Source organism: Methylobacterium amylolyticum (assembly GCF_030700245.1).
Taxonomy (GTDB): Bacteria; Pseudomonadota; Alphaproteobacteria; order Rhizobiales; family Beijerinckiaceae; genus Methylobacterium.
Genome location: NZ_JAUYZI010000088.1, coordinates 1 through 12,840 on the forward strand (window position 1 = coordinate 1; position 12,840 = coordinate 12,840).

A 12,840-nucleotide genomic window follows, 5' to 3' on the forward strand; every position below is an offset into this window, starting at 1 on the left:
CCCCTGCCTCCATGCCCGCACCCGAGCCGTCCCGCACCGGACGCGCCGCCCGGGGCGGCGACGACCGAAGTCGCCGACGCGGGCACCGCCCCGCCACCCGAACCCACCGGTCGGTCACCGGGGGGCTCCCTGGGCGGGGCGAAGTCCGAAAAGACCCCGCCCCGCCGGGCAGCGGATGGCCCATCAGAACCACGCTTCAGGACAAAAGTCAATGTTTTTGTTTTTTTTCTTGAAAATTGGCGAGGCGATTGGCTGCGGCCTATGCCGCTCGATCAGCATCGGGCGGGAACGCGCTGCCGCAATTTAGCAGGCCCCTTTCGGCCGTGGGCAGGTGGTGCAGGCGCTCCTCGACACGATGACGGGTCCGATGGCGCAGGCCCATCATGGAAAACGCTCAAGGTTGCTTTGTTCTCTAAATGTTCTAAATGAGTGAGGCCGCTTTCATCCTGAGGTGGCGCACCGATCCGCTGCGCTGTTTGTGCATCATCCGGACACAAAGGCACGGTCGTATCGACGACACACCCCTGACCAAAGCCCAAGGCGTTGACGGAGGTAAATTTCTGCTTCCCCTTGCAACCTAAGCGAGAAGAGGAAGCGGCAAGTGCCTTTAGACATGATCGTTAGGAGTATGCGACTGCGTATGCCGTGGCGCGTGGGCCAAAAGATTCTTGAGTCTAAAGAAGTACCGCGTGGCAAGGGCTGGGTAGAAACCCAACTAAAATTGACGGACTTTGAGCCCGGAGAAGAAAAAGAGACCGAACTAGCTGAGGCAGTCAAGCAACATTTAATGTGCGGAGAGAAACTAACACGGTTCTATCGTCTTGCCCGCAGGGATATTGACCGCTTGCAGAATGATTTTGTGCAGACCGAAGTACCGCCCTCAGAGCTGAAGGATGTTTTTCCAATGGTTCTAGAGGATGAAGATCTCGCGGAGATAGGGTCTGATCCCACAGTGGTTCAAAACATCCAATTTGACGACGGCCTTGCTGTGTTTTTTGGTTCAGTTCGAGTTGTCACTACTCGCGAGCCATTAGAGATCGACCAGATGCCCGAAGACGCGGCGAGCGCATTGGAAGGATGGGATGAGCTGATTGGCGTTCGGCATCGCAGGCTGCACTCAATCGATGTCCTTTGGCTGCCTAATGACGATGATTTTGTCGAAGTTCGCGCCGATTACCCAATAGGTATTAGTCGGAACGTTGGAGAAGAAGTCCATCGGCGAGTGCGTAATAAGATTGCAGAATTAGTTGGCTATGATGTTTTGCAGACTCCGGTCAATTTGTTTCCGCTGATAGATGGCATATATCGTCAGCGAGACGGAAAAGTCGTTGAGTTATCGTTTGGAACGACAACTGCTTCGCTAAAAAATGAGAAAATGAGAAGGAAGAGATTGTGTCTGCGGGACGAAGCTTATCATCGTGGGGGATCGGCTGCCCTTGAACTTCCTATCCAACCCTTCAACTTGAGCGTCGTTTGGCAACGGCGACTTGGGCCAAACCGATTTTCGCTACCTGAATTAAGCTTACGCAGCACCTCATACGAGAGCGGCAGCGCCAATCCACAACTCTTCGACGCAGTCATCTCGAAATGCATGGGACATTCCGATTATGATTACGTCCGGGGTAGAATATTGAGTTACTTGTGATGCATCGCAAAGTTTCGAACCAATGAACCGATGAGCGTTGAGGGCATCCGCGCTGATTTAGAAAAGCGCTGGTCAGACCAGCGCGCGGGTAAATTGTGTCAAATTATCATTGATTACATGGTTAAAAAGCCGGTGGATCAGTTGCAATTTATGACATACGGAACTTTCGCCGAGATTCTAGGAAAAAGCTCGATCGATGATGAGACGGTTTTGGCAATCACAATACTAACAAACTCAAATATATCTGCTCTTGATGCTTGTGCTATGTTCGTTGACGAGAATGATGTTGAACATGAAATTGATCCCAGCGAACTATATGAAGCACTTTCAACTGGAAAATTAGTTCACCCAGAAACCGGCAACCCTGTGGAGGACTTTGCGTCAAAGATCATACCTTTCTACGTGCCGTCTGATCGGTTCATGTCCAACTTAAGATGAGCGATCGGGACCAATATACACTTAGAGAAATTGAACTGTCGTTCAGTAAGAACGACGCAATGCGTATAGCATTCGCAAACCAGTGGGCTAAAACACATGCCGATAGATTAAAGCAAGTTGAGCGTGCAATCGATTTGATAATTAGTGAGTATCAGAAGACACGACAGCACAGGCATATGCGCAATGAAGACGGTCTAACCATCGATTTTATACTTAGCTTACGACTCATGGGCTTTGAGGCAAGTCACGATAAAGATATTGGCGGCCATTGTGATATAGCAATTGAGAACGCAGATAACTTTTTGTGGCTCGGCGAAGCGAAAATTGCGACGGGGTATGACTGGCTACTGCAAGGTTTTAATCAATTAGTTACGCGCTATTCTCCGGGCACCCCTGGACAGGATACGGGGGGAATGCTCATCTATTGCAAGCAACAGAACGTTAGGCTTGTAATGGAGCGATGGGAGGCTTGCTTAAGAAGTAGTTTCGCGAACATAGATCTTCGTCGATGTTCAGCAAATCCATTGATTATACTGACTGAGCATGAGCATCCCGTATCAGGGCTTCCTTATAAGGTGCGGCATACGCCCATGGCGCTGTTTTTCGATCCTCAGGATAAATAACCTGCGGCTGCCAGTACCCCTCCCGCTGCCGCGACACGGGATGCGCGAGCGCAGCGGCGGTCGCCCTGAGGTACTGGACGCCGTTGCTGATGCGGTGGTGATCCTCGCGCCAAGCCAACTCGCCAGTCAGGCGGCGAGATAGAAGCCGCTGATGTGGTGGTGGATGCCAATCTCGGCGCTACGTAACCTTCCGAAGAACGCCTCAGCTTGGTTGGTGCAAGCCTTGCCGTCGCTGTAGCTCTCGGAATGGTTGATCCGGGCCCGCGCCGTCATCGCGAGCGCAGCGACGCGACCCAGGGCAGCGCGCGGTCTCGGGCGTCGGCGCCGCTGGATGGCTTCGCTCCGCTCGCCATGACGGGGCGAGGCGAGCCCGAACCATCGCACCGGACGTTCGGACACGCCGACCGGACGGGACGCCCCTCCCCCGATAGCGAAAAGAAAACTACTCCGCCGCCTGGGCCAGATACCGCCCGGGATCGTAGTTCAGGATCGGCCCGAGCCAGCGCTCGACGTCGCGCACGTCCATCCCCTTGCGGGCGGCGTAGTCCTCGACCTGATCGCGCTCCACCTTGGCGACGCCGAAATAGTGCGCCTCCGGGTGGGCGAGGTAGAGGCCGGAGACGGAGGAGCCCGGCCACATCGCGTAGGATTCGGTGAGGCTGACGCCGATCCGGCGCTCGGCCTTCAGGAGGTCGAACAGGGTGGTCTTCTCGGTGTGGTCGGGCTGGGCCGGGTAGCCGGGGGCCGGGCGGATGCCGGGATAGGGCTCGCCGACCAGCTCCTCGGGCGAGAAAGTCTCGTCGGCGGCGTAGCCCCAGTGCTCGCGGCGCACCCGCTCGTGCATCCGCTCGGCGAAGGCCTCGGCGATGCGGTCGGCCAGCGCCTTCACCAGGATCGCCCGGTAATCGTCGTTGGCGCGCTCGAACTTCTCCGCGATCCGCACCTCCTCCAGGCCGGCGGTGACGACGAAGGCGCCGACGTAGTCGGCGATCCCCGTCTCGGCGGGGGCGACGAAGTCCGACAGGCAGAGGTTCGGGCGGCCGTCGCGCTTGGAGAGCTGCTGGCGCAGGCCGTGGAAGGTCGCGAGTTTTTCGGAACGGCTCTCGCCGGTCCAGAGCACGATGTCGTCGCCGACGCTGTTGGCCGGCCAGAAGCCGATCACCGCCTTCGGGTTGAACCAGCGCTCCGCCACGATCTGCTTCAGCATATCTTGCGCGTCCTCGAACAGGGCGCGGGCGGCGGGGCCCTGCTCGGGGTCGTCGAGGAGCGCGGGGTAGCGGCCCTTGAACTCGTAGGTCTGGAAGAACGGCGTCCAGTCGATGTAGGGCACGAGGTCGGCGACCGCGTAGGAGCCGAACACCCGCGCGTCGGTGAAGCTCGGCTTCTTCGGCGCGTAGGCCGACCAGTCGGCCTTGAAGGCGTTGGCCCGGGCCTTTCCGATCGGCAGCCGCTGCTTGTCGGCCTCGGAGCGGGCATGCGCCTGGGCGACCTTGGCGTACTCGGCCTGGACGCCCGCGATGGTGCTCTCGCGCGTGTCCTGCGACAGCAGGCTCGACACCACGCCGACCGCGCGGCTGGCATCGGTGACGTAGACCGTCTGGCCCTTCTTGTAGGCCGGGTGGATCTTCACCGCCGTGTGGACCCGGCTGGTGGTGGCGCCGCCGATCAGCAGCGGCACGGAGAAGCCCTCGCGCTCCATCTCGCCGGCGACGTGCACCATCTCGTCGAGGGACGGGGTGATCAGGCCGGACAGGCCGACGATGTCGACGTTCTCGCGCTTGGCGGTCTCCAGGATTTTTTGGGCCGGCACCATCACGCCGAGGTCGATGATCTCGTAGTTGTTGCAGGCCAAGACGACGCCGACGATGTTCTTGCCGATGTCGTGCACGTCGCCCTTGACGGTCGCCATCAGCACCTTGCCGGCCGCGGCGCGCTTCTGGCCGCCCTTCTCGGCCTCCATGAACGGCTCCAGATAGGCCACCGCCTGCTTCATCACCCGGGCGGACTTGACCACCTGCGGCAGGAACATCTTTCCGGAGCCGAACAGGTCGCCGACCACGTTCATGCCGGCCATCAGCGGGCCCTCGATGACGTGCAGCGGCCGCTCGGCGCCCTGGCGCGCCTCCTCGGTGTCGGCGACGATGTACTCGGTGATGCCGTTGACCAGCGCGTGCTCGATGCGCTTCGCCACCGGCCCCTCGCGCCACGTCAGGTCGGCGGTCCGGGCCTTGTCGCTGCCGCCCTCCTTGAAGCGGGCGGCGGCCTCCAGCAGGCGCTCGGTGGAATCGGCGCGGCGGTTGAGGACCACGTCCTCGCACAGGTCGCGCAACTCCGAAGGGATCTCGTCGTAGACGGCGAGCTGGCCGGCGTTGACGATGCCCATGTCCATCCCGGCCTGGATGCAGTGGTACAGGAACACCGCGTGCATCGCCTCGCGCACCGGCTCGTTGCCGCGGAAGGCGAAGGACAGGTTGGAGACGCCGCCGGAGATGTGGGCGTGGGGCAGGTTGTGTCGGATCTGGCGCGTCGCCTCGATGAACGCGACGCCGTAGCCGTCGTGCTCCTCGATGCCGGTGGCGACCGCGAAGATATTCGGGTCGAAGATGATGTCTTCCGGCGGGAAGCCGACCTCTTCGGTGAGGATCCTGTAGGCGCGGGTGCAGATCTCGACCTTGCGTTCCAGGGTGTCGGCTTGCCCCTGCTCGTCGAAGGCCATCACCACCACGGCGGCGCCGTAGGAGCGGCAGACGCGGGCGTCGTGGATGAACTTCTCCTCGCCCTCCTTCATCGAGATCGAGTTGACGATCGCCTTGCCCTGGAGGCACTTCAGCCCGGCCTCGATCACCTCGAACTTCGACGAATCGACCATCACCGGCACGCGGGCGATGTCCGGCTCGGCGGCGACGAGGTTGAGGAACTCGACCATGGCCTTCTGCGAATCGAGCAGGCCCTCGTCCATGTTCACGTCGATCACCTGGGCGCCCGCGGCGACCTGATCGCGGGCGACATCGAGGGCGGCGGCGTAGTCGCCGTTGGTGATCAGCTTGCGGAACTTGGCCGAGCCGGTGACGTTCGTGCGCTCGCCGACGTTCACGAACGGGATTTCTTTGGTCAGCACGAAGGGTTCGAGGCCCGACAGCCGCATCAGGCGCGGCACCTCGGGGATCTGCCGCGGCGCCTTGCCGGCGACCGCCCCCGCGATGGCGCGGATGTGGTCCGGCGTGGTGCCGCAGCAGCCGCCGACCATGTTGACGATCCCGCCTTCCGCGAACTCGCCGACGAGGGCCGCCATCGCCTCCGGGCTCTCGTCGTAGAGGCCGAACTCGTTGGGCAGGCCGGCATTCGGGTAGGCACAGACCAGGGTGTCGCAGAGGCGGGACAACTCGGCGATGTGGCCGCGCATCTCGCGGGCGCCGAGCGCGCAGTTGAGGCCGAAGGTCAGCGGGTCGGAATGGCGCAGCGCGTTCCAGAACGCGGCCGGGGTCTGGCCCGACAGGGTGCGGCCGGACAGGTCGGTGATCGTGCCGGAGATCTGGATGGGGAGCCGGATGCCGGTCTCGTCGAACACCTGCCACGCGGCGGCCACCGCGGCCTTGGCGTTGAGGGTGTCGAAGATCGTCTCGATCAGGATCAGCTCGGCACCGCCCGCGATCAGGCCGCGCACCTGCTCGACGTAGGCGGTCTTCACCTGATCGAACATGACGGCGCGGTAGCCGGGGTTGTTCACGTCCGGCGAGATGGAGAGCGTGCGGTTGGTCGGGCCGATCGCCCCGGCCACGAACCGGCGGCGGCCGTCCTGCTGCTCGGCAAGTTTCGCGGCCTCGCGGGCGAGCCGCGCGCCTTCCGCGTTCAGCTCGTGGACGATCGCCTCCATGCCGTAATCGGCCTGGGCGATGGTGGTGCCGGAGAAGGTGTTGGTCTCGCAGACGTCGGCGCCGGCGAGGAAATAATCCAGGTGGATCTGACGGATCGCGTCGGGCTGCGTCAGGATCAGCAGGTCGTTGTTGCCCTTCTGGTCGTGGGCGTGGTCCTGGAACCGCGGGCCACGAAAATCCGCCTCGGTCAGCCCGAGCCGCTGGATCACCGTGCCCATCGCCCCGTCGAGCACGAGGATCTTCTCCGACGCGCGCTGGCGGAGCGCCGCCGCGATCTCGGTGCCGTCGACGGGGGGGAAATCGGTCATCGTGTCTCTCGCTGTCGGTCCCCGCGCGGCGGCGCCACGCCGCATCGGTGTCGTCCAGATCGTCGGTCCCGGTTCCGCGCTCACCCGTCCTCGCGAGCCGGAGGCGAAGCGATCCAGAGCGCGACGGCGTCCGGCGTCGCGCTGCCCTGGGTCGCTTCGCTATCGCTCGCGATGACGGGGCGGATCAAGCAGCCTCCTCAGGCCGCCGTCCTCAGGCCGTCTTGATCACGCCGCTGTCATCACGCCGCCTTGGCCGCCGCCAGCTTCGGCGCCTGCGCGCGCAGGCCCAAGAGGTGGCAGATCGCGTAGACGAGGTCGGAGCGGTTCATCGAGTAGAAGTGGAAGTCGTTGACGCCCTCGTCCACGAGGTCGAGCACCTGCTCGGCGGCCACCGCGGCGGCGACCAGCCGGCGGGTCTCCACGTCGTCCTCGAGCCCCTCGAACCGGGCGGCGAGCCAGTAGGGCACCGAGGCGCCGGTGCGGCGGGCGAAGTTCGCCGCCTGCTTGAAGTTCTGCACCGGCAGGATGCCGGGGATGATCGGGATGGTGATGCCCGCCGCCCGCACCTTGTCGAGGTAGCGCAGGTACACCTCGTTGTCGAAGAAGAACTGGGTGATCGCTTGGTCGGCGCCCGCGTCGACCTTGGCCTTCAGCGCGTCGATGTCGGCGTCCAGGCTCGCCGCCTCCGGGTGCTTCTCCGGGTAGGCCGAGACCGAGACCTTGAAGTCGCCGACGCGCTTGATGCCGGCCACGAGGTCGGCGGTCTGGGCGTAGCCGCCCTCGTGCGGCCGGTAGGCGTGGCCGACGCCCTCGGCCGGGTCGCCGCGCAGGGCCACGATGTGGCGCACGCCCGCGTCCCAGTAGGACTGCACCACCGCGTCGATCTCGTCGCGGGTCGCGCCGACGCAGGTGAGGTGGGCGGCGGGCTTCAGGGTGGTCTCGCGCACCATCCGCGCCACGGTGTTGTGGGTGCGCTCGCGGGTGGAGCCGCCCGCCCCGTAGGTCACCGAGACGAATTTCGGCTGGAGCGGCGCCAGCCGCTCGATCGAGCCCCACAGCACCCGCTCCATCTCGTCGGATTTGGGCGGGAAGAACTCGATCGAGACCCGGATCGGGTGGTAGCCGTCGCGGCTGGCGCGTTGGGAGGAAAGGCGCATCGTGTAAAAATCCTCGTCCTCAAGTTCCGATGGTTCGGACGGTTTCGGTTCGGTGTGACGGGGGAGCGGTCAGGCGACCGCCAGCTCGGCCTCGGCGGGTCGGAGGGCCGCGGCGTCCCGGGCGAGCCACAGGGTGACGGTGAGCTGGTCGGCCGCGGCAGGCTCTTCCGCGGACGGCGCGAGGTCGCGGGTGGTCACGTCGGGCAAGCCCGCCTCGGTGAGCCAGCCCGCCACCTGCTCGGCGGAGAAGCCGAGGCGGCGGTGGGCCTGGGTGCGCAGGAATTCGAGCGCGTGGGGTGCGAAGTCGACCACCAGCAGCCGCCCGCCCGGCGCCACGAGGCGCGCGGCGGCCTTGAGGGCGCGGGCCGGGTCGTCGAGGTAGTGCAGCACCTGGTGCACGATCACGAGGTCGAAGCCGCCGCGGGCGAAAGGGGGCGCGTGGATGTCGCCCTGGCGCAGCTCGACCCGGGCGAGCCCCCGCCGCTCCAGGTTGGCCCGGGCGACCGAGAGCATGGCGTGGCTCGAATCGAGCCCGGTGGCCCGGGCGGCGCGCGGCGCCAGCAGCCCCAGCATCCGGCCGGTGCCGGTGCCGAGGTCGAGCAGGCTGCCGAGCGGCCGGTCGCCCAGCGCGTCGAGCACCGCCGCCTCGACGATCGCCTCGGGCACGTGCAGGGAGCGCAGCTCGTCCCATTTGGGCGCGAGCCGCGCGAAGAAGGTCTGCGCGGCCTCCGCCCGCTGCACCCGCACCGCGTCGAGCCGCGCCCGGTCCTCGGAGAGCGGCGGCGCCCCCCGGTCGAGCCCGGCCACCAGCGGGTCGGCGAGCCGGGCGCGCGCCTCCGCCAGCCGGAAGAACGCCCAGGCGCCCTCGCGATGGCGCTCGACGAGGCCGGCCTCGACCAGCAACTTCAGGTGGCGCGAGATGCGCGGCTGCGACTGGCCGAGGATGTCGGTGAGGTCGGAGACCGACAGCTCGCCCTCGGCGAGCAGCGCCAGGATGCGCAGGCGCGTCTCCTCGGCGGCGGCGCGCAGCACGGCCAGCGCCTCCGGGAAGGGGATCGATTCGCCCTGCGCTCTGTCGCGATCGAGAGACATAAAGATATGTTTATGTGCGTTCCGCGGGGGACGCAAGCGAAATCGGCGCGCCGGCGTTTGGGCGCGGTGTGGCGGTTTCCGGCCGTGGCCCCGTCCGGACCCGCAACGGCCGCCCGTGTCGATCGACCGGACGCAAGGCGCCATCCGCCCTCGCGCGACGCCGGGCACGTACCGCCGAGTTCCGCTACCCACCCTCAGTAGCCCTAAACACGGCCAAGCTGAGCGGATGCGATCCCGCCCCGCCCGGAGGCGGGGCGGCGATGGCCAAGATCAGTCCCGGCGGCGGCCGGTGGAGCGGGTCCAGATCAGGGCGTGAGTCTTGCCGTCCTCCTCGCCGTAGAGGGCGGCGTAGAGCGGCGCCGGCAGACTCGGGTCGTCGAGCTTGATCGAGATGCAGTCCTGTTCCTCCTGCGACCGCTTGGCCCAGCCCGCCCCGATCTCGGCCTTGCCCAGGTAGATGCGGTGGGTCGGCGCGGTCTCGCCGCTGCGCTCCCTCGCCCCCACGATCGCGACCTTCTTGGCCTGGATCGTCAGGGTGGTGATCGCGCCGGTGAAGCCGGTCTGGGTCTGGGTGAAGGTGCCGATGGTCGCCATGGTGTCTCTCCTCGTCCGGTTGCTCTCGACCGCGCCCCTGCGGCCTCGATGGCGGTCGGCGAGCCGGAGGCTGCCCGGCGCCGCACCCGCGCAGCGGGCCGAAGCGGAGCGGAGGACGGCAGGGGAACGGGTTTCTTGTCCCGCGAGGAGACGCCTCCAGGCGGCAGGGAAGAAACCCGGGGCCCGCGGTTGCGGTGGTCCCGGGCGACCCGGATAGAACCGTCCATCCACGAGGCCCTGGGTGGCGGCCCGGCACCGGCTGGCGAGAGCAACCCTGACCGGCTCGGATGGCCTCTCCCTCAGGCTGATGGCTTCGTGACTGCTCCCCCAGAGCCCGGCTCGACGGCGCAACCGGGCGGGAGCCGCGCCCGCCGGGCCAGGCCCCTGCCGCCTGCCGCGCCTGCGCCGAGGAGGGCCGGTGTGCCGGTCGCTCGCCGTGTGGGACGACTCCGCTCGAGCATCCATGACGACGATGGCGCCGGTTCCTGCGGACACCGGCCGGTCTCCCCGGCGGGGCAGGGAACCCCGACGATCGCGTGCTCCGGCACCGCTGCCCGCTACGTCCGCTCGCGGCCGAGATGCCGCTCGTTTCCGGTGCCGCGGCCGTTCGCGACGGCTTGTTCCGCGCGCATGGTCGAAGTCTACGCCGCGGAAATGTCGGTCAGGGCGAAGTCGTTTCCCTTGAACAGCAGCGGCATCCGGTAGCTCCGGGCACAGGCGTAGGCGAAGCAATCGCCGAAATTCAGCCCGGCCGGGTGGCGGCCCTTGCCGAGGCGATCGAACGCCTCGATCGCGCCGTCGGCCGCCTTGGGCGACACGGCGACCACCTGGATCGTGGCGAGCGCGAGGTAGTCCCGCACCGCCTGCTGCGCCTCGGGGAGCGGGAGGTCGAGGATGCGGGCGAGCGCGATCGTGGTCTCCCAGACCGCGAGCGGCGAGGTCAGGCGCTGGCGGGCCTGCTGGAGGCGCGCGACGAGGGCCGGAGCGTCGGGCTCGCCGGCGAGGATCGCGGTCAGCGCGGAGGCATCGACGAACATCACGGATCTCCGTACACTCCGTCGCGGAACGCCTTGTCGACGGGCTGGGGGTTGGGTCCGGCGCGCTCACGCAAGCCCCGCGCGAAAGCGACCGACTGGGCGACGAGGTCGAGCCGGCCCTTCTCGCGTTCGATCTCGCCGCGCAAGGCGAGGCGCACCGCCTCGGTCTTGGTGGTGCGCATGAGGGACGCCAACTCCTGGGCGAGGGCGTCGACCTGCGGGTCTTTGACGAAGAGCGCCATGGCTATCCCAATCGGATAGTGAGGATATCCACGCAGGATATCCGATGCGGGACGCTGGGCAAGCCCGTGCGGCTCGGTGGTGAGAGGGGGAGGCCTCGCCCTGCCCAGGGCGAGGGTTCAGCCCTCGTGGGGGTCGAACTCGGTGACGACGCCGGCGGGATCGCCCTCGTACTCGTCCGGGGTGACGACGGCGTAGCCGGCCTCGGAGTGGAACACGGTGACCGGGACCATCAGGGTCTGCGCGAGGCTGTGGGCGTAGCGGTGCGCGAGGCCGAGTTCGGTCGCCATCGGGGTCTTGCTCCTGACGGAGCGGGGCGATCCCCGCTCGACAGCGCCCCAGGAGGCCGGGAGCGGCCGCGATCACCGCGGGAGGCGAAGCCGGGAGCGGCCGCCCGCTTGCGGAGCGGACCCCTTGCGGGTTGATCGTGGAAGGCCCGCGACGGCCTATCGGGGTTGCTGCGAGAGAGCGGGGTCGTCCACCGCCGGCCGGGCGTGCCATCGTCAGGATATCGATATCATAGCGAAATGCGGTCACAGGGTTCGATCGATCCGGCCCTGGGCGGCGGTGAAGAGCGGGCGGATCGCGGCCCGGATCTGGTTCATGAACCCGGGCCCGAACGAGCCGCGCGCCGTCTGGTTCGGGTCGAGGTGGAAGGATCGCTCGGCGACGTCGTAGTTGTATTCGCTGACCGTGATCCAGCCGCGTTTCAACGTCGACAGGCCGGCGCGTCGCAGCTCGAGCAACGGGATCTCGAGGGCGGCCTGCCTCTCGCCCGGCGGGGTTCCGGAGATGGCCAGCAGGACGAGGTGGGTCAGCCCTTGAGCCTGATCCGGGATGGTGACGGCCAAGCAAGTCGGACGGTCCTTGGGCGCGTTGAACCGGCCCTCCGCGCGCTGCCACCGCCACAGGTAGGGGTAGGTGATGACCGAGCCCGACGGGAAGGGGTTCGCCATCCTAGTCGCCCCCGTGCTCCGCCGACTGGCGGTCGAGCTCGGCCAGGATGAGATGAGCCAGCTCCGGCGGCGTCTCCCCCGCGGCCAAGGCCCGGCGCGGGTCGGCCTGCTCGGTAAGCTGCCGGTAGGTGTCGGCCGAGAGCACGACCAGCGACGGCCGGCCGTGCTTGGTCAGGGTCAGTGGCGCCAGGCGCGCCTCGTCGTGGTAGCGGCCGAAGTGACGGAGGAACTCGGCGGTGGTGACGGATTTGTCCGGCATCCTGCACTCCTTTGGGTTATACAGATTATACAGATAACATGTCCGGACGCTATCTCGCCGGGCGGGCAAGGCCTCCACAGGTCGGGATCGTCCTGGAGGAAACGGGCGGGGATCTCCTCACATCCCTGCCAGGCGACGCGACCGTTCCGCCAGATCGTGATGTAGCCACGGCCCTGCGGCATCGGTGGCGGAAGGGCGGCCTCGTAGTTGCGGCAGCCGAACTCGCCCACCGTGGCCGAGAACGCCGGGACCCGGCTGTTGCCGATCAGGACGCGGTCGCAGGCGCCGGTCGGCCGCCGGACCCGGCGCCGCCGACAGGCCGAGGCGGAAGGCCTCGTAGGCCTGCCGCTCGCCCTCGGACGGCACCTTCCAGTGCCGGCAGTGCTTGCACTGGGCGGGACGCGTGTCGGCCGGCTCCTCGATCGCCGGTCCGCCGTTGTGCCCGAGGCGCCCGGTCACGGCCGGCCCCCGCACGAGCCGTCGGCCGCCAGCCAGGCCCGCAGGTCCTGGCGCATCCGGCCGACCGGCCCGTTGACGACGCTGACGCGGGCGTCGCGCCGCACGCAGCCCATCTCGACGAAGCCGCGCACGAGGGCGTGCATCACCGCGACGTAGA

12 protein-coding genes and 1 pseudogene are annotated in these 12,840 nt (G+C 66.4%); 3 read left to right on the top strand and 10 right to left on the bottom strand.

Features of this window, described 5'->3' with window-relative positions:
* The first annotated feature begins 628 nt into the window (after window positions 1-628).
* The 3 genes from Q8W71_RS31080 to Q8W71_RS31090 are packed head-to-tail and all read left to right on the top strand — an operon-like array spanning window position 629 to window position 2,706.
* The gene (locus Q8W71_RS31080) at window positions 629-1,645 is read left to right on the top strand and encodes a hypothetical protein (RefSeq protein WP_305529227.1); all 1,017 of its coding nucleotides are present in this window, start codon (window positions 629-631) and stop codon (window positions 1,643-1,645) included.
* A 30-nt stretch (window positions 1,646-1,675) separates the two neighbouring features.
* Window positions 1,676-2,083, top strand: coding sequence for a hypothetical protein (locus tag Q8W71_RS31085; RefSeq protein ID WP_305529228.1), 408 nt, complete (start codon window positions 1,676-1,678; stop codon window positions 2,081-2,083).
* Complete coding sequence (locus Q8W71_RS31090) at window positions 2,080-2,706, top strand: hypothetical protein (protein WP_305529238.1); 627 nt, start codon at window positions 2,080-2,082, stop codon at window positions 2,704-2,706. Before Q8W71_RS31085 ends, Q8W71_RS31090 begins: the two co-directional genes overlap by 4 nt.
* Before the next feature lie 7 nt (window positions 2,707-2,713).
* On the opposite strand, the pseudogene Q8W71_RS31095 reads toward Q8W71_RS31090, so the two are convergent.
* The 10 genes and pseudogenes from Q8W71_RS31095 to Q8W71_RS31140 form a co-directional block, all read right to left on the bottom strand.
* Window positions 2,714-2,964, bottom strand: a pseudogene (locus tag Q8W71_RS31095) (transposase); the annotation flags it as partial.
* 184 nt (window positions 2,965-3,148) lie between these two features.
* The gene (metH, locus tag Q8W71_RS31100; protein WP_305529229.1) at window positions 3,149-6,889 is read right to left on the bottom strand and encodes a methionine synthase; all 3,741 of its coding nucleotides are present in this window, start codon (window positions 6,887-6,889) and stop codon (window positions 3,149-3,151) included.
* Between the two features lie 239 nt (window positions 6,890-7,128).
* On the bottom strand, window positions 7,129-8,046 hold the full coding sequence (gene metF, locus Q8W71_RS31105) for a methylenetetrahydrofolate reductase [NAD(P)H] (RefSeq protein WP_305529230.1): 918 nt from the start codon (window positions 8,044-8,046) through the stop codon (window positions 7,129-7,131).
* A gap of 69 nt (window positions 8,047-8,115) precedes the next feature.
* Complete coding sequence (locus Q8W71_RS31110; RefSeq protein ID WP_305529231.1) at window positions 8,116-9,138, bottom strand: ArsR/SmtB family transcription factor; 1,023 nt, start codon at window positions 9,136-9,138, stop codon at window positions 8,116-8,118.
* Between the two features lie 270 nt (window positions 9,139-9,408).
* Window positions 9,409-9,732 carry a DUF736 domain-containing protein gene (locus Q8W71_RS31115; protein WP_305529232.1) on the bottom strand — a complete coding sequence of 108 codons (324 nt, stop codon included), beginning with the start codon at window positions 9,730-9,732 and terminating at the stop codon, window positions 9,409-9,411.
* A 641-nt stretch (window positions 9,733-10,373) separates the two neighbouring features.
* Entirely contained in the window at window positions 10,374-10,769 is a 396-nt protein-coding gene (locus Q8W71_RS31120; RefSeq protein ID WP_305529233.1) for a type II toxin-antitoxin system VapC family toxin, read from the bottom strand.
* Window positions 10,769-11,011 (bottom strand): type II toxin-antitoxin system VapB family antitoxin, encoded by a 243-nt coding sequence (locus Q8W71_RS31125; RefSeq protein ID WP_305529234.1) that lies wholly within the window; start codon window positions 11,009-11,011, stop codon window positions 10,769-10,771. The genes Q8W71_RS31120 and Q8W71_RS31125 overlap by 1 nt, the downstream gene beginning before the upstream one ends.
* 117 nt (window positions 11,012-11,128) lie before the next feature.
* Window positions 11,129-11,299: a hypothetical protein gene (locus tag Q8W71_RS31130; RefSeq protein ID WP_305529235.1), complete on the bottom strand. Its 171-nt coding sequence runs from the start codon at window positions 11,297-11,299 to the stop codon at window positions 11,129-11,131.
* Between the two features lie 243 nt (window positions 11,300-11,542).
* On the bottom strand, window positions 11,543-11,965 hold the full coding sequence (locus Q8W71_RS31135) for a hypothetical protein (protein ID WP_305529236.1): 423 nt from the start codon (window positions 11,963-11,965) through the stop codon (window positions 11,543-11,545).
* Window position 11,966: 1 nt separating this feature from the next.
* Window positions 11,967-12,224, bottom strand: coding sequence for a type II toxin-antitoxin system prevent-host-death family antitoxin (locus Q8W71_RS31140; RefSeq protein WP_305529237.1), 258 nt, complete (start codon window positions 12,222-12,224; stop codon window positions 11,967-11,969).
* Window positions 12,225-12,840: the final 616 nt, after the last annotated feature.